At 48.0% G+C, this 23038-nt stretch carries 24 protein-coding genes; 19 read left to right on the top strand and 5 right to left on the bottom strand.

All coding sequences use genetic code 11. The features are described 5' to 3' along the window. Positions 1-10 precede the first annotated feature (10 nt). The 9 genes from hisZ to hisE are packed head-to-tail and all read left to right on the top strand — an operon-like array spanning position 11 to position 6220. Positions 11-1204, top strand: coding sequence for an ATP phosphoribosyltransferase regulatory subunit (hisZ, locus tag LKE53_04340; protein MCH3971988.1), 1194 nt, complete (start codon positions 11-13; stop codon positions 1202-1204). Beyond that, the gene (gene hisG, locus LKE53_04345) at positions 1201-1839 is read left to right on the top strand and encodes an ATP phosphoribosyltransferase (protein ID MCH3971989.1); all 639 of its coding nucleotides are present in this window, start codon (positions 1201-1203) and stop codon (positions 1837-1839) included. Before hisZ ends, hisG begins: the two co-directional genes overlap by 4 nt. Further along, positions 1836-3119, top strand: a complete 1284-nt coding sequence (gene hisD / locus LKE53_04350; GenBank protein MCH3971990.1) for a histidinol dehydrogenase — start codon at positions 1836-1838, stop codon at positions 3117-3119. The genes hisG and hisD overlap by 4 nt, the downstream gene beginning before the upstream one ends. Before the next feature lies 1 nt (position 3120). Further along, positions 3121-3645, top strand: coding sequence for a hypothetical protein (locus tag LKE53_04355; GenBank protein MCH3971991.1), 525 nt, complete (start codon positions 3121-3123; stop codon positions 3643-3645). Beyond that, a complete protein-coding gene (locus tag LKE53_04360; protein MCH3971992.1) occupies positions 3572-4186 on the top strand; it encodes an aminotransferase class I/II-fold pyridoxal phosphate-dependent enzyme in 615 nt (204 codons plus the stop codon). The genes LKE53_04355 and LKE53_04360 overlap by 74 nt, the downstream gene beginning before the upstream one ends. 35 nt (positions 4187-4221) lie before the next feature. After that, positions 4222-4794 carry an imidazoleglycerol-phosphate dehydratase HisB gene (hisB, locus tag LKE53_04365; protein ID MCH3971993.1) on the top strand — a complete coding sequence of 191 codons (573 nt, stop codon included), beginning with the start codon at positions 4222-4224 and terminating at the stop codon, positions 4792-4794. A gap of 30 nt (positions 4795-4824) precedes the next feature. Then, entirely contained in the window at positions 4825-5550 is a 726-nt protein-coding gene (gene hisA, locus LKE53_04370) for a 1-(5-phosphoribosyl)-5-[(5-phosphoribosylamino)methylideneamino]imidazole-4-carboxamide isomerase (protein ID MCH3971994.1), read from the top strand. Next, complete coding sequence (hisI, locus tag LKE53_04375; protein MCH3971995.1) at positions 5547-5897, top strand: phosphoribosyl-AMP cyclohydrolase; 351 nt, start codon at positions 5547-5549, stop codon at positions 5895-5897. The genes hisA and hisI overlap by 4 nt, the downstream gene beginning before the upstream one ends. Then, the gene (gene hisE / locus LKE53_04380; GenBank protein MCH3971996.1) at positions 5894-6220 is read left to right on the top strand and encodes a phosphoribosyl-ATP diphosphatase; all 327 of its coding nucleotides are present in this window, start codon (positions 5894-5896) and stop codon (positions 6218-6220) included. Before hisI ends, hisE begins: the two co-directional genes overlap by 4 nt. Before the next feature lie 55 nt (positions 6221-6275). On the opposite strand, the gene LKE53_04385 is transcribed toward hisE, so the two are convergent. Together LKE53_04385 and LKE53_04390 are read right to left on the bottom strand one after the other, a co-directional pair. Beyond that, complete coding sequence (locus tag LKE53_04385; GenBank protein MCH3971997.1) at positions 6276-7739, bottom strand: J domain-containing protein; 1464 nt, start codon at positions 7737-7739, stop codon at positions 6276-6278. Between the two features lie 13 nt (positions 7740-7752). Continuing rightward, a complete protein-coding gene (locus LKE53_04390; protein ID MCH3971998.1) occupies positions 7753-8715 on the bottom strand; it encodes an RluA family pseudouridine synthase in 963 nt (320 codons plus the stop codon). A gap of 191 nt (positions 8716-8906) precedes the next feature. On the opposite strand from LKE53_04390, the gene radC reads away from it, so the two are divergent. The 3 genes from radC to uvrA are packed head-to-tail and all read left to right on the top strand — an operon-like array spanning position 8907 to position 14479. Next, the gene (gene radC, locus LKE53_04395; protein ID MCH3971999.1) at positions 8907-9665 is read left to right on the top strand and encodes a DNA repair protein RadC; all 759 of its coding nucleotides are present in this window, start codon (positions 8907-8909) and stop codon (positions 9663-9665) included. Positions 9666-9669: 4 nt separating this feature from the next. Next, entirely contained in the window at positions 9670-11637 is a 1968-nt protein-coding gene (uvrB, locus tag LKE53_04400; GenBank protein MCH3972000.1) for an excinuclease ABC subunit UvrB, read from the top strand. Position 11638: 1 nt separating this feature from the next. After that, positions 11639-14479, top strand: coding sequence for an excinuclease ABC subunit UvrA (uvrA, locus tag LKE53_04405; GenBank protein ID MCH3972001.1), 2841 nt, complete (start codon positions 11639-11641; stop codon positions 14477-14479). A 2-nt stretch (positions 14480-14481) separates the two neighbouring features. Here the strand turns inward: uvrA and sdaAA are convergent, their stop codons facing one another. The 3 genes from sdaAA to LKE53_04420 form a co-directional block, all read right to left on the bottom strand. Continuing rightward, positions 14482-15366: an L-serine ammonia-lyase, iron-sulfur-dependent, subunit alpha gene (gene sdaAA / locus LKE53_04410; protein MCH3972002.1), complete on the bottom strand. Its 885-nt coding sequence runs from the start codon at positions 15364-15366 to the stop codon at positions 14482-14484. Between the two features lie 10 nt (positions 15367-15376). Then, complete coding sequence (gene sdaAB, locus LKE53_04415; GenBank protein ID MCH3972003.1) at positions 15377-16039, bottom strand: L-serine ammonia-lyase, iron-sulfur-dependent subunit beta; 663 nt, start codon at positions 16037-16039, stop codon at positions 15377-15379. A 286-nt stretch (positions 16040-16325) separates the two neighbouring features. After that, positions 16326-17855 (bottom strand): YifB family Mg chelatase-like AAA ATPase, encoded by a 1530-nt coding sequence (locus LKE53_04420; GenBank protein MCH3972004.1) that lies wholly within the window; start codon positions 17853-17855, stop codon positions 16326-16328. A gap of 198 nt (positions 17856-18053) precedes the next feature. On the opposite strand from LKE53_04420, the gene LKE53_04425 reads away from it, so the two are divergent. The 7 genes from LKE53_04425 to LKE53_04455 all read left to right on the top strand — a co-directional run bounded on the left by LKE53_04425 (position 18054) and on the right by LKE53_04455 (position 23037). Then, positions 18054-18644, top strand: a complete 591-nt coding sequence (locus LKE53_04425; GenBank protein ID MCH3972005.1) for a sigma-70 family RNA polymerase sigma factor — start codon at positions 18054-18056, stop codon at positions 18642-18644. 65 nt (positions 18645-18709) lie between these two features. Continuing rightward, a complete protein-coding gene (locus tag LKE53_04430; GenBank protein ID MCH3972006.1) occupies positions 18710-19000 on the top strand; it encodes a zinc-ribbon domain containing protein in 291 nt (96 codons plus the stop codon). Between the two features lie 75 nt (positions 19001-19075). After that, a complete protein-coding gene (locus LKE53_04435) occupies positions 19076-19279 on the top strand; it encodes a DUF1858 domain-containing protein (GenBank protein MCH3972007.1) in 204 nt (67 codons plus the stop codon). Between the two features lie 66 nt (positions 19280-19345). Next, positions 19346-20080 carry a class I SAM-dependent methyltransferase gene (locus LKE53_04440; protein ID MCH3972008.1) on the top strand — a complete coding sequence of 245 codons (735 nt, stop codon included), beginning with the start codon at positions 19346-19348 and terminating at the stop codon, positions 20078-20080. Next, positions 20055-20822, top strand: a complete 768-nt coding sequence (locus LKE53_04445) for a Nif3-like dinuclear metal center hexameric protein (protein MCH3972009.1) — start codon at positions 20055-20057, stop codon at positions 20820-20822. The genes LKE53_04440 and LKE53_04445 overlap by 26 nt, the downstream gene beginning before the upstream one ends. 40 nt (positions 20823-20862) lie before the next feature. Further along, entirely contained in the window at positions 20863-22620 is a 1758-nt protein-coding gene (locus tag LKE53_04450) for an NFACT family protein (protein ID MCH3972010.1), read from the top strand. A 15-nt stretch (positions 22621-22635) separates the two neighbouring features. Beyond that, positions 22636-23037: a hypothetical protein gene (locus LKE53_04455; GenBank protein ID MCH3972011.1), complete on the top strand. Its 402-nt coding sequence runs from the start codon at positions 22636-22638 to the stop codon at positions 23035-23037. Position 23038 lies beyond the last annotated feature (1 nt).

Below are 23038 nucleotides of genomic sequence, written 5' to 3' on the forward strand. Positions count from 1 at the left end.
AGTGCTTTATATGAAGAAAAACAATTTAATTACGCCTGAGGGCACCCACGACCTCCTCTTTGAGGAATGTCTTGCGCGCCGGGCAGTAGAAAACAAGCTGACCAACGCTTTTCGTACGCGCGGGTACAATGAAGTGATGACTTCATGTTTAGAGTATTACGATGTGTTTGACCCGGATATTTCCGGTATCAGCGCAGAAGAAATGTACAAAATGACAGACCGCCGCGGACGCCTGATCGTAATGCGCCCGGACTCTACTCTGCCGATTGCACGCCTCGTTGCAACACGCCTGCAAAATCATCAGCTTCCGCTGCGGCTGTTTTATACACAACCGGTCTACCGCAGCAATCCCGGTCTTGCTGGCCGGCTGGATGAAAATGCGCAGGCGGGAATTGAGCTGATGGGTGCCTCCGGCATTCGCTCGGACTTAGAGGTGTTGACTACCGCGGTAGAGGCACTTTCTGCCTGCTGCCCTGATTTTCGTCTAGAGCTCGGCCACGCCGGCTTTTTTCGCGAACTCGCGCGTCAGCTTCCTATTTCGGATGAGCAGCGGGAAGATATCCGCAGCGCAATCGAAACCAAAAACTATGCGGCCCTTGATACAATCTTAGACGCTCTGCCGCAGACGATTGCTGTCAGTGGCATGCGGCGCCTGCCGCGTCTGTTTGGCGGAGAAGAGGTCTTTCAGCAGGCAAAGGAAGTCTGCCCGACAAAGGCTGGTCTGGAAATGCTTTCTTATTTACACAAGGTGTACCACGCGGTACAGGACCTTGGCCTTGGCGGCCGGGTTATTGTTGACCTTGGCCTTGTACAGCGCAATGATTATTATACTGATTTGATCTTTACAGCCTATACAGAGGGCTACGGTGACTCTATTTTAATGGGAGGCCGCTACGACAACCTGCTGAAGCATTTTCACTGCCCTATGCCCGCTATTGGTTTTGGCATCAATGTAGACGCACTGACACGAATTGCCCTTGCAAACGGACATTACAGTGCGCCGCCTGCCGCACAGATTTTGGTATACAGTGAAAATGGATATTCCATTAAAGCGCTTGCACACGCGCGTGCACTTACCCGGCAGGGCCTGCGCTGTGAAACCAGTGTGGCAACAACCCAGGCAGAAGCAGAGTCTTATGCGCGCTCTTTAGGTATCGGCAGACTGGATGTTGTCGGAGCGCAGATTTCGGAGGTGCTGCTATGAAACCGCTGCGGATTGCACTGACCAAGGGCCGCTTAGAAGAAGATACAATTTCTCTTTTAGAAACAATCGGGATGAATTGTGATGCGGTGCACAACAAAGGCCGCAAGCTGATTTTGCCGATTGGTGACGGATCTATTGAAGTCGTTTTAGCAAAGGCAGCTGACGTAATCACTTACGTAGAGCACGGCGTCTGCGACCTTGGTGTTGTCGGCAAAGACACTATCATGGAGCATGGCGGCAGCTTTTATGAGCTGCTCGACCTTGGCTTTGGGCGCTGCCGCTTTGCGCTGGCTGGACCAGCCGGGAAAAAATTCTTTACTGGCTATCAAACCAAAACGATTGCAAGCAAATACCCAAATATTGCCCGCGCCTACTTTGAAAGCAGGGCAATGGATGTGCAGATTATCAAAATTGAGGGCAGTGTAGAGCTGGCACCGCTGCTGGGGCTGTCGGATGCAATTGTTGATATTGTAGAGACCGGCAATACTCTGAAAGAAAATGGCCTTGCTGTTATCGATACAATCTGTCAAATTTCCGCACGACTGATTGCAAATGAAGCAAGCCTGAAGCTGCGGAAAAAAGAAATAGAAACGCTGGCAGCACGCATGGAAAAGGCAAAGGAGAAACAGGTATGATACAGGTAGTCAGGCAGGGCGGCAATTTTGCCCGTGATTTTGTCAAAAAGTTTCGGGAACGCAGCGATGCAGCTGGTAAAAAGGTTGATTCCGCAGTCGCAGAAATTTTGGCAAATGTCAAAAAAGACAGAGATGCTGCAGTGAAAGCATACACGCTGAAATTTGACGGTGCAGTCCCTGAAAACATTGAAGTAACCCACGAGCAGATGGAGCAGCTCACTGCACAGTGTGACCCAAAGTTCCTTTCTGCGCTTCGTCATGCGGCCGAAAATATTCGTGACTTTCATGCGCGCCAAAAGCAGCAGAGCTGGGTTGAGCCCCGGGCAGATGGTGTTATGATGGGCCAGCGTATTCGCGGCCTTACCCGTGTGGGCCTTTATGTACCCGGCGGTACGGCTGCTTACCCAAGCAGCGTTTTAATGAACGCTATTCCTGCTAAAATTGCCGGTGTTAAAGATTTGATTATGACGACACCGCCCGGAAAAGACGGCAAACCGAATCCTAACATTATGGCAGCAGCGCTGATTGCCGGTGTTGACCGGGTCTTTTTGGTCGGCGGTGCGCAGGCAATCGCTGCATTGGCCTATGGCACAGAAAGCATTCCGCGTGTAGATAAAATTGTCGGTCCCGGTAATATTTATGTTGCAACGGCTAAGCGTCAGCTGTACGGAACTGTTGGCATCGACATGGTGGCGGGTCCCAGTGAAATTTTAATCGTTGCCGATGAAACCGCAAAGCCGAAGTACCTTGCAGCTGACCTGATGAGCCAGGCAGAACATGACCGCATGGCTTCTGCAGTCCTGCTGACAACCAGCGAAACTGTTGCAGATGAAACCGTGAAGGAAATCTACAAGCAGATCAAGACTCTTTCCCGCAAAGAGATCATTGAGGATTCTCTAGACAATTTTGGCGCTGTCATTTTGTGCGAAAGCATGGACGAAGCAATCGAGTTTGCCAATGACCTTGCACCAGAACATTTGGAAGTCTGTGCAAAGGCTCCAATGGAGTATATCGGGAAGATCGACAATGCCGGCAGCGTGTTCTTAGGTAACTATTCGCCGGAACCGCTCGGCGATTATTTTGCCGGTCCCAACCATGTTCTGCCTACCAGCGGAACCGCGCGCTTTTTCTCGCCGCTCTCTGTTGACAGCTTCATTAAAAAATCCAGTTTTATTTACTATACCAAAGATGCACTTTCTCCTGTCAGTGATGAAATTATCAAGCTCGCCGAAACCGAGGGCCTGACCGCCCACGCAAACAGCATTCAAGTGAGGAAATAACATGGCTTATCAGGTAAACGAAAAATTAAGGCTTTTGCAGCCCTATACGCCGACTGAGGAAACACCCGGCATCATTCATCTGGATGCAAATGAGTCTTTTCTAAATCTGCCGCCGGCGCTCACTGAAAAAGCCGCCTCTCTGGTACAGCAGACAGCATTTAACCGCTACCCTGACCCGTATGCTACACAGCTCTGTGAAGCTTTCGGCAGCTATTACCAGGTAGATAAAAAGCATGTGACTGCTGGAAACGGCTCTGATGAGTTAATTAGCCTCCTTGTTTCCAACTTTTTAATGAAGGGGGAGACCCTTGTCACCACAGCACCTGATTTTTCCATGTATGCTTTTTACCCAAAGCTTGCTGAGGCAGTTTGCATAGAAATCTGCAAAGGAGACGGCTTTACCGTTACGCCGCAGCAGATGATCGAGCAAGGTAAAAGAAAGCCACGCTCGTATGCTCCTTTTCAGCAATCCCTGCAACCCCACGTCACTTGGGCTGACAAAAGAGCAGATTCTGCAGATCGTTGAGAATTTACCAGAAGTTTTAGTCGTAGTTGACGAAGCATATATGGACTTTTGGGAAAGTGAACAGTCTGTTTTAGGGAAAGAATCTCAGTACGAAAATCTGATTGTTTTAAAGACCTGTTCTAAAATGGGCCTTGCAGCCATTCGTCTTGGTTTCGCTGTGGCAAATGAAAAGCTGACCGGCTTGCTGCACAGCGCTAAATCTCCCTACAATGTCAACAGCCTCACCCAAAGAATTGGCTCACTGCTGCTGCAAGAGGGCAGCACACTACATAAAAACACCGAGAATATCAAACGCTCACGCGATGACCTGCAAAGCGGCTTAGCTGCGGTGCTTAGGTGTCATCCAGCTGCTTTTCAGCTTTATCAAAGCTGCACCAACTTTGTAACCCTTCGTTTTGCAGATGCAGCCAAAGCGTACGATTTTCTTATGGCACGAAAAATTTCGGTGCGGAAGTTTTCGGGCTTTTTGCGCGTTACGGCAGGCTCTGCAGAAGAAAATCAGGCTTTTCTTTCTGCTATAGACGAATTTTTCACAAAATAAACCGGCGGTAAAACAAGATGGAGGATACACCTATTATGCGAACAGCAACAGTTACGCGCAAGACAAAAGAAACAGACATTACCATATCAATCTGCCTGGACGGCGGCGCAGTCGATATCGCTACCGGCATTGGCTTCTTTGACCATATGCTCACTGCCTTTGCCGTACACGGCGGGCTTGGGCTGCAGCTGCACGCAGAGGGTGATTTGGTTGTCGATGGCCACCATACCGTTGAAGATACCGGCATTGTCTTAGGCAAAGCGCTGGCTGAAGCCCTGGGCGACAAAGGCGGCATTTCCCGCTATGGCTCTTTCTACATTCCCATGGATGAAGCACTTGCGTTTACGAGCTTGGATATCAGCGGGCGTCCTTACCTTGTTTTTCACGCGGATTTCCAGCAGGAACGGGTAGGGGAGTTCGACACCTGCCTTACCGAAGAATTTCTGCGTGCGTTTGCTGTGAATGCAGGTATTACGCTGCACTGCAGTGTTTTATATGGCAATAATGCACACCATGAAATAGAGGCAGTTTTCAAGTCGCTTGGCCATGCGCTCAAGCAGGCTGTCAGCCAGTATAACGGCACACTTTCGACAAAAGGCGTTCTGTAAGTAAACGGAATAGAAAAGGATGAAACAGCCATGTTGATTTTTCCCGCAATCGATATTAAAGACGGCCGCTGCGTACGCCTGCGCAAAGGGGATTATGCCACTGCGCAGCAGGTAGCGCCGGACGCTCTGCAGACCGCAAAAGCATTTGAGTCTGCTGGCGCCAAATGGCTGCACATGGTCGATTTAAACGGTGCAAAAGATGCCCACCCGGTCAATGCAGAATTGGTCTTTCAAGTCGTACGAAATACTGGCCTGAAAGTGGAAATTGGCGGAGGCATTCGTTCTATGGAAACCATTGCATATTATCTGCAGGACGGTGTTTCCCGGGTAATTCTCGGCTCTGCCGCGCTTAAAGACCCGGATTTTGCAAAACTCGCAATTAACACTTACCACGAGAAAATAGCCATTGGTATTGATGCCCGAAACGGCATGGTTGCCGCAGAGGGCTGGTTGGATACTTCTTCGGTTCATTACATTGACTTTGCAAAAAAGATGGAACAAATTGGCGCACAGACACTGATCTTTACGGATATTTCCCGCGATGGCATGCTCAGCGGGCCCAACCTCACCATGCTGAATACACTGAACAAAGCGGTTTCCTGTGATGTAGTCGCCAGCGGCGGTATTCGCGACCGCAGGGATATCACCGCACTGCAAAAATTAGAGCTTTACGGCGTAATCTGCGGCAAATCTCTGTATGCCGGTACGCTTACAGTAAAAGACGCATTGGCTGCAGCAGGAGGACAAAACGAATGACACCTGATGTACAGAATTTTGATTTTGAGAGATACTTTCAAAAAGGGAACTTGATTCCTGCGGTCGTGCAGGAATATGGAACAGGCGAAGTGTTAATGCTTGCCTATATGAACCGTGAATCTTTTAAAAAGACATTAGAAACTGGATACACCTGGTTCTGGTCGCGTTCCCGTCAGGAATTATGGAATAAAGGGGCTACTTCCGGCCACTTGCAAAAAGTCATTTCCATCCGTGGAGATTGCGATGACGATACTTTGCTGGTCACGGTCCTGCAAACCGGAGCAGCCTGCCATACCGGCCACCACAGCTGCTTTTTCAGAAAAATCATGGAGGTACCAGTGATATGAATGATACTTTTGAAAACCTTTACCAGACGATTATCAGCCGCAAAAGCGCAAAAGAAGAAGGCTCTTATACCTGCTATCTGTTTGACAAAGGGCTGGATAAAATCTTAAAGAAAGTCGGCGAAGAGTGCAGCGAAACCATTATCGCGGCAAAAAACGGAGTTAAGGAAGATACCGTTGGTGAGATTTCCGATTTGCTGTACCACTTGACAGTAATGATGGTAAACGAGGGGATTACACTAGACGATGTAAAAGCAGAGCTTGACAAGCGCTCTGAAAAAACCGGAAACCTAAAAACTTTTCATAAGGTTGACCACAACACCTGAAAATCATAAAAAGAAAATCCGCAGCCAATGCTTTGATATGTTGGCTGCGGATTTTTTAATTCATATAAGCTTTTGGCACAGCAAATTTTCCAATCAAATCTTTGCCGTTGCTGTATTTTGAGATCCAGATACCATCGTTGTCAAAAGAGGCAATATGCGGCGAAAACGAGAGGTTGTACTGTGTTTTATCAGTGTAAACAAAGTCGTCACTTTTGGGGTCATAAATCTGCAGGGCATATGTCTTTTCTGTAAAAGATTCTTTTACAGAAGCCTGCGTAAAGAAATAGTACCTGCCGGAACAGGAAAAAAATTTGTAGATAGATTCACCCTTTAACTGCCAGCTATGCAGAATGGTTCCGGTAGATTGCTGCACTTCGGCGGCAATACAGGAATAGCTCCCGGAAACATCCTCAACCGTGAAAGAAATCAGCAGGTTATGATTTGGCAGCAGGACAGCTGCCATGTTTTCAGAAGAAATAGTGTTCATCAGAGGCTGACCTGCAGCATTCTTTAGGGAAAGATTATTTAAATCAACAGAAAGCACCGGGCTTTTCTGACTACCGGCAGCCTTTTTTTCGATGACTAATTTTTTTGTGCTGCGCTGCAAATACAGGCTTTTTACACTCGTATTTCCTTTTAAATCGATATAAAAGCTGTCACCGATACAGTTGATCAGGCGGTGCTCTAAAGAACGGACCTCCACTTTCCCTGCAGCATGGGTATGCGGCAGAAAGGTGACAACGGCCTGGTGTACCTGGCCGTTTGGGTCCTCAAACAGCTGCTTTGGAATATAAATTGTCGTATTGGTTTTTCCCCTGTAAGTGTACAGGTCGCCAAAGGCGTTGTTAGTTTGTACGGGGGCGTCCTCAAAGAGCGTGCTCTGGGTAACGCATAAGTTGTTGTTTTTCAGTGCGGAAACGTCCGACAGCAGAGAATACGTATTGATGAATTGATTCTGTGGAAAAGAAAGCCCTATCAGCAAGATGAAGAAGCCATACACAAAGCCATGCCGCAGATGACGCATTCCGTTTATTTTTCGTACAAGGAAATAGTAAAAATAAAAAGCATAAACTGCAAGATAGGCCACAAGCCGCACAACAGCCGCAACCAGCCGCCCGCTGAAAGTTTTTGCAAGCAGTGGGTATTGGCTGCCAGGGAAAATGTTGGGTGTAATTTTTTCTAAGACAATGTATAGTACCCACGACAAAACAACAATCGCAACTGCAGTAAGCAGATCGCGCAGGCCAAAGCGCTGCAGCATATTGCGTGCCGCATTGCTGCCACGCGGGCCTGTGTAGCGGGCACGGGACTTTTTTGAGGTTTTCCAAAATCCACGCTGCTTTTCCTGAATGCTGCACTGCTTAATGTCTGCCAGCACTTCCTGATATGCACGTACCAGCTTCTGCTCACCGATCAGGTCTCCAGTTTCCAAATGAGCCATGGCGTTCATATAGGCTGTTTTTAGTTCTTTTTTGCTGCAGCCGGGCGCAAGGCCCAATAATTCGTAATACTCTTCCATACTTTTCTTCACCTTACACCCATTGCTGAAAGATAGGCAAAAACCAAATATTCTTTACCTCAAAGCATTTCCCATTTAAGTACGTTAAAATACCGGCATCAGTTGTAAAATGGAACTCCAGCTTATAGGAATAAAGGGCCTGATAGGGAAAGCCGCAGGCCTTATTCAGTGCATTTGTTCCGTATTTTCCGTCCCCAAGCAGCGGATGGCCAATGCTTGCCATGTGCGCACGTATTTGGTGTGTTCGTCCAGTCAGCAGGTCCACTTCAACCAAAGAGCAGTCTTTCTTTTCCTGGAGGACCCGGTACTTTGTTAAAATTGTCTTTGCTTGAGGGGACGAGTGCGTGGAAATATAAACGCGGTTTTGTTTTTCATTCTTTGTAAGGAATCCTTTTAGTGTAGCTTCACGGGGACTTAAATGGCCATGCACTAGGCAAAGATAAAGTTTACGCAGCTCCCGGTCTTTCACTTTTTGGTTGAGAATCCGCAGGGATTCCGCATTTTTAGCAGCAATCACAATGCCACCCGTGTTGCGGTCAATGCGGTTTACCAAGGCGGGCGCAAAACTATTTTCGTCCTGCGGGTCATATTCGTTTTTGTCGTATAGATAGTGCTGTACACGGGCAATCAAAGAATCAAAATGATAGGTTTCATCAGGGTGCACAATTAAGCCTGGCTTTTTGTCGAGCAGCATCAGGTTTGCATCTTCATAGAGAATGTTCAGCTTAACAGGTGCTTTCAAAAAATCAAAAGATTCCGGCTCCTGCTGCAAAAAGTCGTCTTTCAGGTAAAGAGACAGCACATCTCCCTCCTGCAGGTGCACATTAAACTTGTTGCAACGCTTTCCGTTTAGTTTAATATCCTTTTTCCGTACCGCTTTATAAAGCATCGACTGCGGAAGGTTCGGGTATGTTTTGGTCAAAAATTTGTCTAGCCGCTGTCCGGCATCGTTTTTTTCAATCGTTACTGTTTTCATACAAAAGCTCCATACATCAAAATTCCTTAAAATTATAGCATACTATGCTGAAAAGGGAAAGAGTACAAAAGGACTGTCAACAAAAGCTCCGCAATAAATAGAACATCCTTTCGAAAAAAGCTTTCCAAATCTGCTCGTTTCGTGTATAATAGTAGCACATAAAACCACGGGAAAGGAAGCGCCCAGCACTTATGGCAGCGGAAAAAAGCAATTTACACAGCGGACATCGGGAGCGCCTGCGGAACCGCTGCCGCAGAGAGGGACTAGATGGCTTTGCAGAACATGAAGTTTTGGAGCTGCTTCTTTACTATGCAATTCCTTATCAGGACACGAATCCGCTTGCACACCGCTTATTAGAGCGCTTCGGCTCCTTGGCTGGTGTTTTAGATGCACCGGAGGAAGACCTAATGACAGTAAAAGGAATTGGAGAAAATGCGGCTTTTCTGCTGAAACTGCTGCCGGATATTTACCGCCGCTATCAACTCAGCCTGCAAAAAAACGTGCACTCTATTGCCGGCGAAGAGGACGCCGCAAAATACCTTTGCAACTGGTTCCTTGGTAAAAAGCATGAGTTTGTCCTGCTGATGCTGCTCAATTCCCGTCACCGAATCCTTTTTTGTGATGCGATCAATGAAGGCAGCGCAACAACTGCTAATATTTATATTCGTAAAATCGTACAGACATCTGTTAAGTATGAAGCTGTATTTGCTTTCTTGGCGCACAATCACCCCAGCGGTGAGCTGCTGCCCTCGGTGCAGGATTTGCAGGCGACAAAGTTGATACAGCAGGCGCTTGCCAGTGTGGATGTTCACTTAGTCGATCATTTTATTATCTCACAAAACGATTATCTTTCCCTCAAACAAAGCGGATATTTTGACAGCGCAGAAAAAGCACCGAAAGATCCTTCTGCATATGAATATGAAGTCGCGGATACAAACCAACAGGAGTAATAACATGGATTTTCAGCTAGTTTCACTGTATCAGGCCACTGGTGACCAGCCACAGGCAATCGACAGCCTGGTGCGTGGCCTGAAAAGCGGGGATAAAGAGCAGGTATTAAAGGGCGTTACAGGTTCAGGTAAGACCTTTACAATGGCAAACGTCATCGCCCAAATGAATCGCCCTACACTGGTGCTGGCACACAATAAAACCCTTGCGGCACAGCTTTGTTCTGAGTTCCGCGCTTTTTTCCCAAACAATTCTGTAGAATACTTTGTCAGTTACTACGATTACTATCAGCCGGAAGCCTATATTGCGCAAACAGATACCTATATTGAAAAAGACTCTGCCATAAATGACGAAATTGATAAACTGCGCCATTCGGCAACTTCTGCTTTATCTGAGCGGCGGGATGTGATTATCGTTGCCAGTGTCAGCTGCATCTATTCTTTGGGTGACCCAATTGATTACCGCAATATGGTTATATCTTTGCGCCCAGGCATGCAGAAAGACCGGGACGAGCTTTTAAAGAAGCTGGTTGAGCTGCAATATGAGCGGAACGACATAGAGCTTTCGCGCAATAAATTCCGCGCTCATGGCGACGTAGTCGAAATTTTTCCGTCCTACTCCAATGATACTGTTATTCGGGTCGAATTTTTTGGCGACGAAATTGACCGCATCAGTGAGCGAAACGCTTTAACCGGGGAACTGAAAGCAGACTTAAAACACGTTGCAATCTATCCGGCTTCGCATTATATTGTTCCGCGGGAAAAAATGCAGCGCGCCCTTACGGATATTCAGGCCGAAATGGAAGATCGGGTCAAATTTTTTGAAGAACACGGAAAACTCATCGAGGCACAGCGGATACGGGAACGCACAACTTATGATATGGAAATGCTGCAGGAAATTGGTTTCTGCAAAGGCATTGAAAACTATTCGCGGGTCATGTCCGGCAGGCCGGCAGGCAGTGCGCCCTTTACCCTGCTGGATTATTTCCCAGATGATTTTTTAATGTTTGTAGATGAGTCGCATGTCACACTGCCGCAAGTGGGAGGCATGTACGGCGGCGATAAAGCACGCAAAAAGAACCTGATTGACTTTGGTTTTCGCCTGCCCAGCGCTTACGACAACCGGCCGCTTAATTTCGATGAATTTTATCAACATATTAATCAAGCAATCTTTGTCAGTGCAACTCCGGGTGATTTCGAGCTTGAGAAAGCGTCGCAGGTCGTTGAGCAGGTCATTCGTCCGACCGGACTGCTTGACCCGGAAATTGATGTGAAACCAACAGAAGGGCAAATTGATGATTTGATTTCTGAAATTCATTTGCGCGCAGCAAAAAAGCAGCGCGTGCTGGTAACAACTTTAACTAAGAAAATGGCAGAAGATTTAACCGCCTATCTGGAGAATATGGGCATTCGTGTGCGATACATGCACCACGACATTGACACTGTCGAGCGGCAGGAGATTATTCGCGATCTGCGCCTTGGCGAATTTGATGTTTTAGTCGGTATTAACTTGCTGCGTGAGGGGCTGGATATTCCGGAAGTCAGTTTGGTCGCCATTTTGGATGCCGACAAAGAAGGATTTCTGCGCAGTGAGCGCAGCTTGATTCAGACAATCGGCCGTGCGGCGCGCAACGCTGAGGGACACGTCATTATGTATGCCGATACTGTAACGCCCAGTATGGAGGCGGCTATCCGTGAAACCAACCGCCGCCGCAGCCTGCAGCAAGCTTACAATGAAGCGCATGGCATTACACCCAAAACCATTACCAAAAAAGTCGCGGATGTCTTGGAGATTTCGACTGGAAAAGATAAAGCAAAAGGTCGTAAAAAGCAAAAGCGCAGACTTTCGCCGATTGAGCGGGAAGAAGAGATTGCCCGCTTGACCAGAGAAATGAAAGAAGCCGCACGGCAGCTTGAGTTTGAGCGCGCCGCTTCTTTGCGCGACCGGATCACGGAAATGAAGAAAGGAAAATGATATGCCTTCCAAAACGATTTTTATTAAAGGTGCAAGGGAGCACAACTTGAAAAATATCGATCTGGAAATCCCGCGTGATAAACTAATTGTTTTTACCGGCCTTTCCGGATCAGGGAAAAGCAGCCTTGCCTTTGATACCATTTACGCTGAGGGCCAGCGCAGATATATGGAGTCGCTGTCGTCGTATGCACGTCAGTTCCTGGGTCAGATGGAAAAGCCGGACGTCGACTATATCGAGGGCCTTTCTCCTGCTATTTCTATTGACCAAAAGACAACCTCTAAGAACCCGCGCTCCACTGTTGGCACCGTAACGGAAATCTATGATTACCTGCGTCTTCTATATGCCCGTGTCGGTATTCCGCATTGCCCGATATGTGGCAGAGAGATACAGCAGCAGACCATTGACCAGATTGTCGACCGGATTTTAAAAATGCCGGAGCACACAAAAATTCAAATTATGGCACCAGTCGTACGTGCCCGCAAAGGTACCCATGTCAAAGAACTTGAAGCAGCCCGCAGAAGCGGGTTTGTCCGCGCGCGTGTTGACGGAATTCTGTATGATCTCTCTGAAAAAATCGAACTTGAAAAAAACAAAAAGCATACGATTGATATTATTGTTGACCGCCTGATTATCAAACCGGAAATCCGCTCCCGCTTGGCAGACAGTTTGGAAACAGCTTCATCCCTTACCGGTGGGCTGATTGTTGTCAGCCCCTCTGAGGGAGAAGATATTCTTTTTAGCCAAAACTATGCCTGCCCTGAGCACGGACTTGGTGTTGATGAACTGACACCGCAGATGTTTTCTTTTAATAATCCCAGCGGTGCCTGCCCTAAATGCACAGGTCTAGGCGTCTTTATGAAAATCGATCCCGACCTTATTTTGCCAGACAAATCGCTGAGTGTCCGTAAAGGCGGCGTAAAGGGCAGTGGCTGGGCAATGGAGGGCAGCTCCGTTGCTGCCATGTATATGGACGGCCTTGCAAAGCACTATCATTTTTCTTTGGATACGCCGATTGCGGATCTACCGCCAGAAATTATAGATATTCTGCTCTATGGCAGCAAAGGCGAAAAAATACCGGTAGAGCGCAACAGCAGCTTCAGCCACAGCAAATATGAAGCTGTATTCGAGGGAGTCATTCCAAACTTAGAGCGTCGTTTCCGTGAAACAAGCAGCAACTGGATTAAAGAAGAAATTGAGTCTTACATGAGTGCAATTCCCTGTGATGCCTGCCACGGGAACCGGCTAAATCCAATGAGCCTTGCTGTTACAGTCGGCGGCAAAAACATTGCGGAGTTCTGCAAGATGTCAATCCTAGAGGCACTTGACTTTTTAGATACACTGACACTTTCCGGCCGCAATGCGGCCATTGCCCAGCCAATCCTCAAAGAAATCCGTTCCCGTCTGACTTTTCTAAAGAGCGTAGGGCTGAGCTATCTCACGTTGTCGCGTTCTGCAGGAACGCTTTCCGGCGGCGAAAGCCAGCGCATTCGTCTTGCAACACAAATTGGTTCTTCGCTTATGGGGGTTGTGTATATCCTAGATGAACCTAGCATTGGCCTGCACCAGCGCGACAATGCAAAACTGCTGGCAACCTTAAAGCATCTACGGGACTTGGGCAATACTGTTATTGTCGTTGAGCACGACGAAGAAACCATGCGTGTGGCCGACCATATTGTAGATATTGGTCCGGGTGCAGGCGTACACGGTGGTGAAGTGATTTACAACGGCCCGCCGGCAGGCATTGTCAACTGCGAAGCTTCCATCACAGGCCAGTATTTAAGCGGCAAACGCAAAGTTGGAGTTCCCGAGACCCGCCGCAAAGGAAACGGGAAAAAGCTGAAAATCATCGGCGCCAAACAGAACAACCTTAAAAATATCAATGTAGATATTCCGCTGGGTAAGTTTGTCTGTGTCACCGGTGTTTCCGGTTCGGGAAAATCCTCCCTAATCAATGAAATCCTATATAAATACCTTGCAGCAAACTTAAATGGTGCAAAAACGCATGCAGGAAAGTTTAAGGAAATCCGCGGACTCTCTGCACTAGATAAAGTCATTCAAATCAATCAAAGTCCTATCGGCCGCACACCGCGCTCAAACCCAGCAACATACACCGGTGTGTTTACAGATATCCGCAACCTGTACGCCAGCACGCAGGACGCCAAACTGCGCGGCTACACATCCAGCCGTTTCTCTTTCAATGTAAAAGGTGGGCGCTGTGAAGCCTGCCAAGGCGATGGCATTATCAAAATTGAAATGCACTTTCTGCCAGATGTTTACGTTCCCTGTGATGTCTGCCAAGGCAAACGCTATAACCGTGAAACGCTTGAAATCAAATATAAAGGAAAGTCCATTTATGATGTACTGGAAATGACAGTCGAAGAGGGTGTTGAATTTTTTCACGCAATTCCGCGCATTGCGCGCCGCCTACAGACCCTGCAGGAAGTTGGCCTAGGCTATATTAAAATCGGCCAGCCTGCCACAACCCTTTCCGGCGGTGAAGCGCAGCGCGTAAAATTGGCCGCTGAATTAAGCAAGCGGCCAACAGGAAGGACTATTTATATTTTGGACGAACCAACGACCGGCCTGCATATTGCCGATGTGCATAAGCTAATTGATGTTCTGCAGCAGCTTGTCGATAATGGCAACACTGTTGTTGTCATTGAGCATAATCTTGACTTAATTAAGACGGCAGATTGGATCATAGACCTCGGGCCAGAGGGAGGAAATGCCGGCGGCAGCATTGTAGCACAGGGAACACCAGAACAAGTTGCCGCCGTTTCGGAATCTTATACAGGACAATATCTGCGCCGTATGCTGCCGGCATTTCAAGAGAAAAACTGAAATTAGTTTTTAGGTATTCCAACCGAGAGCTTTTGGGCGATTTTTTGTCCGGTCGGCGTTGCGGCCAAACCGCCTTTTCCCGTTTCGCGCAGAGATGTAGGCATTTGGTCCCCGATACTTCCCATGGCATCAATGACTTCATCTGCTGGAATATGGCAGGTAACACCGGACAAAGCCATGTTGGCTGCCCCAATGGCATTTAGCGCTCCTGTGACATTTCTCTGTACACATGGTACTTCAACCAGCCCGGCAACCGGGTCGCACACCAGCCCTAAAAGGTTGCTGAGCGCCATGGCACAGGCGTGCGCACACTGCTCGCCGCTGCCGTCTTTCAGCCAGACCAGTGCAGCAGCAGCCATAGCTGACGCAGTTCCAATTTCCGCCTGACACCCACCGGATGCACCGGCAATCGAAGCTCTCTGTGCAATTACTTCCCCAAAGCCTGCCGAAACATACAGTGCCTGCACAATTGCTGTATCTGGCAGGCTTTCTTTTTTTGCAAGCGGAATCAGCACTGCCGGTAAAACGCCGCAGGAACCGGCGGTCGGGGCGGCAACAATGCGCTTCATACAGGCATTGCATTCACTGACACGCAGCGCCAAAGAAATGATTTCATTCAGAAAGGAATCACCCAGCAGAATACCATCTTTTGCGGCTTTGCTGACCTTTGCGCTGTCTCCGCCGACCAATCCGCTGTGTGAGCGCTCCTGCGGCTGATAGGCGCTGCAGCTTTTCTGCATGGTCTGCCATAAAGTCTGCATCTTGTGCAGGGAAGCTTCTCGGGTAGTGTTCTGCGCTGCTGTGTCGTCCAACAGAATACTTTCCCAAAGGGGCAGATTCTTTTCCTGTGCATCTGCCAGCATTCGTTTTACAGAATCATAAGCCATTTATCTTGCCTCACTGTTCTATATTTATATACGATACTTTTATAATCCCTTTCAGTTTCATGAGCCAGTCAACCAGGTCGGTTGGAATCGGCTGGTCACATTCTATAACCATAACTGCATAGCCACCCTGTACATTGCGGTAAAGCTGCATAGTGGCAATGTTTACGTTTCGCTGTGCCAAAATGGTAGTGACCTGTGCGACATGGCCAGGCTGGTCCAAATTGTGCACAATCAGCGTATTGTATTCACCGGAAAAATTCGTGTCAATTCCATCTATTTTGCAGACTCGAATCCGGCCGCCGCCAAGAGAAGCAGCTTCAATTTCCAGCTTTCTGTTTCCGTCCGCTTCTACAGTGAGCACAGCCGTATTTGGGTGCGCACCGCGCAGATTTACCGTGCCAAAAGAAAACGCTAAGCCTTGTTTCTGTGCAATCTCAAAACTATTTGGTATCCGCTCATCGTCCGGCTTCATTCCAAGAAGGCCAGCAACAATGGCTCGGTCGGTGCCGTGACCTGCTCCTGTACTGGCAAAAGAACCATACAGTAGAATCTTTGCTTTCTGCGGTTGTGCACCAAGTAATTGACGCGTGACTAAGCCAATGCGTACAGCACCGGCCGTATGTGAACTGGATGGCCCGATCATAACCGGACCTAAAATATCAAATAAATTCATGTTTTCCTCTTCCTAAAAAATAAATTGCGCTGAAGCTAATTCATATCTTACTACTCGCTTGTTCAATTTTCAACATATCCGTTTTTCTGCAGGTGATACAAAGGAAAAAAGTTTCTTAGCAGTCTTTTATTAAGTGTTACAGTATCAAAAGGCCTGCTTTCTGCTGCAGATTATAGCTTACCGAAAGGCAAAGTGCAGGGAGCTTCTATTGCAAACTAAGTATAAAAAATACCGCCAAGCGTTACACTGAGCGGTATCGTCTTCAAGAGAGTTCTGCATACACTGGTTAGTGCCGCTCCCAATATTTACGGTCAAGGCTGCGGTACTGCACCGCTTCGGCGGCATGCTCTGGTTCTATATCTTTTGAACCGGCAAGGTCTGCGATGGTGCGGGAAACTTTCAGAACACGGTCATAGGCACGGGCAGAAAGGCCCAGCTTTTCAAAAGCGGCTTTCAGCAGCGCTTTACCGGCAGGGGAAAGGCGGCAGGCATCATTTAAAATGTCCGGCGTAATATGTGCATTGCAGGTAATTTCCGTACCTGCAAAACGCTCATTTTGAATTTTTCGGGCAGCATTAACACGCTCACGAATTGCAGCACTCGGCTCTGCTTTCTGGCAGTCAGAGAGTTCTTCAAAGTCGACTGGAGGTACTTCAATATGTAAATCCAGTCGGTCAAGCAGCGGACCGCTGACGCGGCTTAAATAGCGGCTCACTTGGTCGGGCTTGCAGGTGCATGGCCGTGTCGGGTGCCCAAAATAGCCGCAAGGGCAGGGATTCATGGCCGCTACCAGCATGAAAGAGCAGGGATAAGTTACTGTACCGCTGACGCGGGAAATCGTAACTGTGCCATCTTCCATTGGCTGACGCAGCACTTCCAAGGTAGCACGGGCAAATTCGGGCAGTTCATCTAAAAACAAAACGCCGTTGTGTGCCAAAGAAAGTTCACCGGGGCGGGGAATAGTGCCGCCACCGGAAAGGCCAGACGGTGAGATTGTGTGATGCGGTGCACGAAATGGCCGCATGCTGACCAAAGAAGTTTCGTGCGGCAAAACACCGGCAATCGAATGGATTTTTGTCGTTTCCATCTGTTCTTCCAGTGTCATATCCGGCAGAATCGAAGGCAGACGTTTTGCAAGCATGCTTTTCCCAGAGCCGGGGGGCCCGATTAGAAGCACGTTGTGTCCACCGGCAGCGGCAATTTCCAAGCCGCGCTTTGACTGCAGCTGCCCCCGCACATCGGCAAAATCAAGGGAGCGATCAAACGCACTTTTTTGCAAAGGCAATGGTTCTGCCGGCCGAATTTCTCTTTTTCCCTGTAGAAATTCTATCAGCTCTGAAACATGATGCAGCGGAAAAACTTCAATTCCTTTTACGGCAGCTGCCTCTGGTGCATTTTCAGCCGGCAGAAAAATGCGGTGAAAACCGTTTTCCTGTGCACCGATTGTCATAGGAAGCACACCCTTTACCGGGCGCAGACCGCCGCTGAGTGAGAGCTCCCCTAAAAACATGCTGTCCCGCGGGTCTGCATCCATTTGTCCGGAAGCACGCAGCAGACTGACAAATAGGGGCAGATCGTAAATCGGGCCTTCTTTTCGTTTGTCTGCAGGGGCCATGTTGACGGTGACTTTACCCTCAGGGAAAGAGAACCCACAGTTTTTCATAGCTGAACGCACCCGGTCTTTTGATTCCTTTACCGCTGCGTCTGGCAGGCCAACCATATCAAAAGACGGCAGGGTTCTTGTAATATCTGTTTCCACTAAAACAGGGAATGCGTTCATTCCATAAAGTCCCATACTGTATATCTGCGAAACCATAAACAGACCTCCTGCGTAAATTTGCGGGAATTCCCCCGAAAGACATCTGCACAATATTATACGACTTTTCTGTTGTAAAAGATATCTTTCCCTGCTACTTTCTGCTTTATTAGGGAAAATCAATTCCGCCTGCCGCTATTGACTTCCCTATAATGATGCTGTAAAATAAACATAAAGTTTGGGAATAGGCGGTCTAAAATGTTTGATGAGGAGAACCCTGACGAAAAAGTGTTGGCTGCCTGCACAGATTTGCAGCTTGCGCAGATGATTAAAAGCGGCAGTTCACGGGCTTTTGTCGAGCTGACTGCACGCTATGTCGACCTTGTACAAGCAAAGTCTGCACCTTTTCACGGAACTTTTTTAGACCGCGACGATTTTTATCAAGAGGGTTTATGGGGGCTTTACACGGCTGCCTGTACATTCGACCCAAACCGCGGTGCTAAGTTTGCTACTTATGCGGGTACATGTATTCACAACCGCATGGTTATGGTTTACCGCAGTGCAAAAAGCGGACGCAGCCAGCCGCCAAACGGCTTTGTTCCTCTGAGTGATGCGGAACTTTCCGCAACAGATGCAGCAGATCCCGAGGCACGCGTCTTAGCAAAAGAGCGTCTGCAAAAAGTTCGCTTTGCAATACAGAATATTCTGACCCCAATGGAGCAGCATACACTGCAGCTGTACTTAAGCGGCTGTACCTATGCAGAGATTGCTCAAAAAATGCAGATATCTGTAAAAGCAGCCGATAATGCAATGCAGCGTGTACGCCAAAAGCTGCGCAAGCATTGTTAGTTCATTCATTTACCGACGTAAGCAGTTCTTAAGCCCCTAAACAGCAAAAAATGAGGGAATTAAAAATGTATCAGGACAAAACACTGATTTGTAAAGACTGCGGAAAAGAATTTGTCTTTTCTGCCGGCGAGCAGGAATTTTACGCGGAAAAGGGATTCATCAATGAGCCCTGCCGCTGTAAAGAGTGCCGCGCAAAGCGCAAGCAGGGCGGTCAGCGTCGTACAGAACGCCCCGAGCGGAAGATGTATTCGGCCGTGTGCGCAAGCTGTGGAAAAGAAACGAAGGTTCCTTTTCAGCCGCAGGAAGGCCGGCCGGTCTACTGTGCCGAATGCTTTGCAAAAATGCGGAGAAAATAAAGGTTGTTCCAATGTGCGTTCTATCAGCCTCGGGACTTTTCCCGGGGCCTTTTTAAAACAAGGAGGCAAAACAACATGGTCGTTACAAAAGATTCTGTAATTGGTGAAATTATGGATGCAGACAACTCTACCGTTCCTTATTTCCTGCAGATGGGTATGCACTGCTTAGGATGCCCGGCGTCCCGCGGCGAAACTTTGGCAGAAGCCTGTGCCGTGCATGGTGTGGATGTAGAAGAACTGGTTGAGGTTTTAAATCAGCACTTAGCAGACAAAAAATAAAAGAATCTAATGCCGCTCGGTAACGGTCTTTGTTTTCCGGGCGGCATTGTTTTGGAGTCATTCAATATGAAAGAACCATCTCTAAAGCTTGGCGACAGGCTGCAGCTTTGCGCTTCTTTTGTTCGTCAGGGTACCCGCCTGTGTGATGTAGGCACAGACCACGCTTATTTGCCTATCTGGCTTGTTTTAAATGGCTGTGTTTCTTCTGCTTTAGCGTGTGATGTGCGTGAAGGCCCGCTGGAAACTGCCCGTGCAAATGTCCTCCATTACGGGCTGCAGCAAAAGATTTCGCTGCGTTTGTCTGACGGCCTAAAAAAGATCTCTTCACAAGAAGCCGATGACATTGTCATTGCCGGTATGGGTGGGGACTTGATTTCCAGAATTGCAACAGAAACAGCATGGGTAAAGGATCCGAAAAAGCGGCTGATTCTTCAGCCGATGACAAAGCCGGTGCGTCTGCGCACCGCCATGGCACAGTCTGGTTTTTCCCTGCTGCGGGAAGAGGCCGCTTTTGATGACCACCGGGTTTATACTGTGATGCAGTACCAATATCTGCCCCAAGAGATACAAAACTGCAGAAAAGCAGAACTGTATACAGGTGGTATGACCGGGAAAAATGCCGCTGAAAAGGAATATTTACAGCGGCAGTGTGTAAATTTAAAGCGCCATTTAGCTGGCCTTTTGCGTACAGGAAAAACAGAAGAAACAGAAAAGCTGCGCCTGGCTGCGGCACAGATTGAAAAGATACTTTTTATGAAAGGAGAAGATGAACAAGATGACGACAACCGGAGAAATTTATGATTATATTGATTCCTTTGCGCCTTTCGCATCAGCAATGGATTTCGACAATCCCGGATTGCTGGTAGGAGAAAGGACAACATCGCTGCAAAGGATTCTTTTTGCGCTGGATATCACCCCTGACGTTGTGCGGGAGGGAAATAAACTTGCTGCACAGCTGATTGTCAGCCATCATCCGGTCATTTTTAATCCACTTAAGCAGCTGAAAAAGAATTCTGCACCTTATTTGCTGGCGCAGTACGGAATTGATGCAATCTGTGCACACACCAACCTGGACATGGCGGCAGGCGGAGTCAATACTGCATTGGCAGCCTGTCTGCAGCTGCAGCATGTGCACACGCTTGCAGAGTACCAGCCTGAACTTCCAGAAGCGCTGATGGGAGATCTGCCGACGGCCTTAGAGCCTCAGGCATTTGCAAAACAGGTCAAGAAACAGCTTGCCTGTGACGGCTTACGCTATACAAACGGAAAGCGCAAAGTGAAAACAGTTGGTCTGTGCAGCGGCGGTGGAGCAGATTTGCTTTACGCAGCAGTGGATGCCGGCTGTGAGGGCTTTGTAACTGGCGAAAGCAAACATAATCTTCTGCTAGATGCAGAGCAGTTGCAGCTTACCTTGGTGGATGCAGGACACTACGCGACAGAAGTGATTGTCCTAGACCCCCTGATGCAGCGTATCTCTGCACAGTTCCCTGCAGTACGCTGCATTAAAAGCCAGACAATGCACAGCCCAGCTGCTTATTTGTAATTTATTATTCTATATTTCTATTGATTAAAGGAGGGAGAGCATGGCACTTGATGGTGCTTTTCTTAGACATATCAAAAAAGAGCTGGAAGCTGCTTTGCTTGGCCGCAAAGTAGACCGTATCTATCAGCCAAACCATGATGAACTTTTTTTGTTCATGCGCAGCAAAGAGGGTACACAAAGGCTGCTGCTTTCCGCCCGTGCAAACAGTGCCCGCGTGCACCTGGTAAATGCAACACCCGAAAACCCAAAATACCCGCCGATGCTCTGCATGCTTTTGCGCAAGCGCTTAGCCGGTGCGCGCTTAGTACAAATTCGCCAACCGGGCCTCGAGAGAGTCCTGCTTTTTGATTTTGACGGAACCAATGAACTAGGCGACACCGTTCGGTTAACCTTAGCTGTTGAAATCATGGGACGCTACAGCAACGTCATCTTTATTGATGAAAACGGAAAAATTATAGATGCACTCAAGCGTGTAGATGCTGAGATGAGTTCAGAAAGACTGGTCCTTCCCGGTTTGACTTATCATCTGCCGCCACCGCAAGACAAGCTTTGCCTTTTACAAATCACACCACAGCAGGTAATAACGCATATAGAAGCCCTGCCGGGAGAAATGCAGCTGCAAAAAGCCCTGCTGCGGACTCTGCAGGGTTTGTCGCCGGTTGTCTGCCGCGAAGTTCAGTTTCAAACCGGGCAGGGACAGGATGTGCTGATTCATGCAATGACTTCTACACAAAAAGAAAGCTGTCTTGCATCTCTTACTGCTTTGCAAAAAACAGTCTTGGAACAGTCAGGCATTCCCTGCATGGCTGTCGGCAAACAAAAGCCGCTGGACTTTTCTTTTTTGCCCATTCATCAATATGGAAGCCAGGCAGAATGTATAGAGAAGTCAAGCTTTTCTGAGCTGCTGGATTCTTTCTATGGTGATCGCGACCGCATTGAGCGTATGCGCGTAAAGAGTCAAGATTTGCTTCATATTTTGGCAACCGTAACTGACCGTATCAGCCGCAAAATCAATAATCAGCGCGCCGAACTGAAAAATTGCGCAAAGCGTGACGAACTGCGCATGTGCGGAGATTTGCTGAATGCGAACCTTTACCGTATTACCAAGGGAAGTACAAGCGTAAAGCTGGAAAACTTTTATGCAGAGGGACAGCCGCTGGTTGCAATTCGTTTGGACCCAGCCCTTTCGCCAAGTCAAAATGCGCAAAAGTATTATAAATCTTACCGGAAAGCGCGCACTGCACAGGAAGTGCTAACCGTACAAATTCAAAATGCCGAAGCCGAGCTTGCTTATTTAGACAGTGTCTTTGATGAGCTTTCGCGCGCAGAAAAAGAACGCGACTTAAATGAAATCCGTGCAGAGCTTACTGAAAGCGGCTATCTGCGCCGCCAAAAGGCAAAGCGGCAGAAAGAAGCTACTGCTCGCCCGCTGGAGTTTCGTACAAGTGATGGGTTTCGTGTACTGGTTGGCCGCAATAACCGCCAAAATGACCAGCTGACCTTAAAGCAGGCACATAAAAACGATGTTTGGTTGCATACACAAAAGATTCCAGGCTCTCATGTAATTCTCGTAACAGATGGAAAAAAGCCGACAGATACAGCCATTTTGCAGGCTGCCATTCTGGCTTCCTGCTACAGCAGGGGAAAGGACGCAGCAAAGGTGCCAGTGGATTATACCCTGGACCGTTATGTCAGCAAGCCGCAAGGAGCAAAGCCCGGCATGGTTATCTATGCGAATCAAAAGACTTTGTATGTGACACCGGATGCCTCTTTTGCAAAGCAGCATACACTCCAATAGAAAGGAAGTACCGCCGTGGCAGAAGAAAACACACAGGAACGCAAAGCAGAGCTGGATGAAGCCAATCAGCTGAAAGATGAAGTAATGCAGGGGCTTCAGGTAGGCGAACCTGCAGAGCGTCTTTTGCTCAAGGCAATTCATGCCTTGGCCCTCATCGATAACGACAGTGTTTCGTATAACGAAGCAAAAAGTACAATGATTGCCATTTACGGTGACACTCTTGGGCAGGAAGTACCGCTGCAGATTGAACTGGAAGCTTTTACAAAGCGCCTTGCAACAATTAAAGCATTTTATGAAAAGGCAAAAGCAGAGGAAAGTGAAGAACCCGATACTCTTTCCAGAGCGTTAAACGCGATTCGCGCACATGAGCGCCGCATTGCTTACCTAAAAGAAAGAATAAGCAAACTGAAAAAATAAA

Source organism: Oscillospiraceae bacterium, from assembly GCA_022483045.1.
Lineage (GTDB): Bacteria > Bacillota > Clostridia > Oscillospirales > Acutalibacteraceae > Caproicibacterium.

Bases quoted from the DNA above. Each gene is read 5' to 3' on its own strand.
- radC (MCH3971999.1), top strand. From the start codon at position 8,907: ATGGCAGCGGAAAAAAGCAATTTACACAGCGGACATCGGGAGCGCCTG.
- sdaAA (MCH3972002.1), bottom strand. From the start codon at position 15,366: ATGGCTTATGATTCTGTAAAACGAATGCTGGCAGATGCACAGGAAAAG.
- hisI (MCH3971995.1), top strand. From the start codon at position 5,547: ATGACACCTGATGTACAGAATTTTGATTTTGAGAGATACTTTCAAAAA.
- hisG (MCH3971989.1), top strand. From the start codon at position 1,201: ATGAAACCGCTGCGGATTGCACTGACCAAGGGCCGCTTAGAAGAAGAT.
- hisE (MCH3971996.1), top strand. From the start codon at position 5,894: ATGAATGATACTTTTGAAAACCTTTACCAGACGATTATCAGCCGCAAA.
- LKE53_04385 (MCH3971997.1), bottom strand. From the start codon at position 7,739: ATGGAAGAGTATTACGAATTATTGGGCCTTGCGCCCGGCTGCAGCAAA.
- uvrA (MCH3972001.1), top strand. From the start codon at position 11,639: ATGCCTTCCAAAACGATTTTTATTAAAGGTGCAAGGGAGCACAACTTG.
- LKE53_04435 (MCH3972007.1), top strand. From the start codon at position 19,076: ATGGTCGTTACAAAAGATTCTGTAATTGGTGAAATTATGGATGCAGAC.
- hisZ (MCH3971988.1), top strand. From the start codon at position 11: ATGAAGAAAAACAATTTAATTACGCCTGAGGGCACCCACGACCTCCTC.
- LKE53_04355 (MCH3971991.1), top strand. From the start codon at position 3,121: ATGGCTTATCAGGTAAACGAAAAATTAAGGCTTTTGCAGCCCTATACG.
- LKE53_04360 (MCH3971992.1), top strand. From the start codon at position 3,572: ATGCTCCTTTTCAGCAATCCCTGCAACCCCACGTCACTTGGGCTGACA.
- hisA (MCH3971994.1), top strand. From the start codon at position 4,825: ATGTTGATTTTTCCCGCAATCGATATTAAAGACGGCCGCTGCGTACGC.
- LKE53_04390 (MCH3971998.1), bottom strand. From the start codon at position 8,715: ATGAAAACAGTAACGATTGAAAAAAACGATGCCGGACAGCGGCTAGAC.
- LKE53_04450 (MCH3972010.1), top strand. From the start codon at position 20,863: ATGGCACTTGATGGTGCTTTTCTTAGACATATCAAAAAAGAGCTGGAA.
- LKE53_04440 (MCH3972008.1), top strand. From the start codon at position 19,346: ATGAAAGAACCATCTCTAAAGCTTGGCGACAGGCTGCAGCTTTGCGCT.
- LKE53_04420 (MCH3972004.1), bottom strand. From the start codon at position 17,855: ATGGTTTCGCAGATATACAGTATGGGACTTTATGGAATGAACGCATTC.
- sdaAB (MCH3972003.1), bottom strand. From the start codon at position 16,039: ATGAATTTATTTGATATTTTAGGTCCGGTTATGATCGGGCCATCCAGT.
- LKE53_04430 (MCH3972006.1), top strand. From the start codon at position 18,710: ATGTATCAGGACAAAACACTGATTTGTAAAGACTGCGGAAAAGAATTT.
- LKE53_04425 (MCH3972005.1), top strand. From the start codon at position 18,054: ATGTTTGATGAGGAGAACCCTGACGAAAAAGTGTTGGCTGCCTGCACA.
- LKE53_04445 (MCH3972009.1), top strand. From the start codon at position 20,055: ATGACGACAACCGGAGAAATTTATGATTATATTGATTCCTTTGCGCCT.
- uvrB (MCH3972000.1), top strand. From the start codon at position 9,670: ATGGATTTTCAGCTAGTTTCACTGTATCAGGCCACTGGTGACCAGCCA.
- hisD (MCH3971990.1), top strand. From the start codon at position 1,836: ATGATACAGGTAGTCAGGCAGGGCGGCAATTTTGCCCGTGATTTTGTC.
- hisB (MCH3971993.1), top strand. From the start codon at position 4,222: ATGCGAACAGCAACAGTTACGCGCAAGACAAAAGAAACAGACATTACC.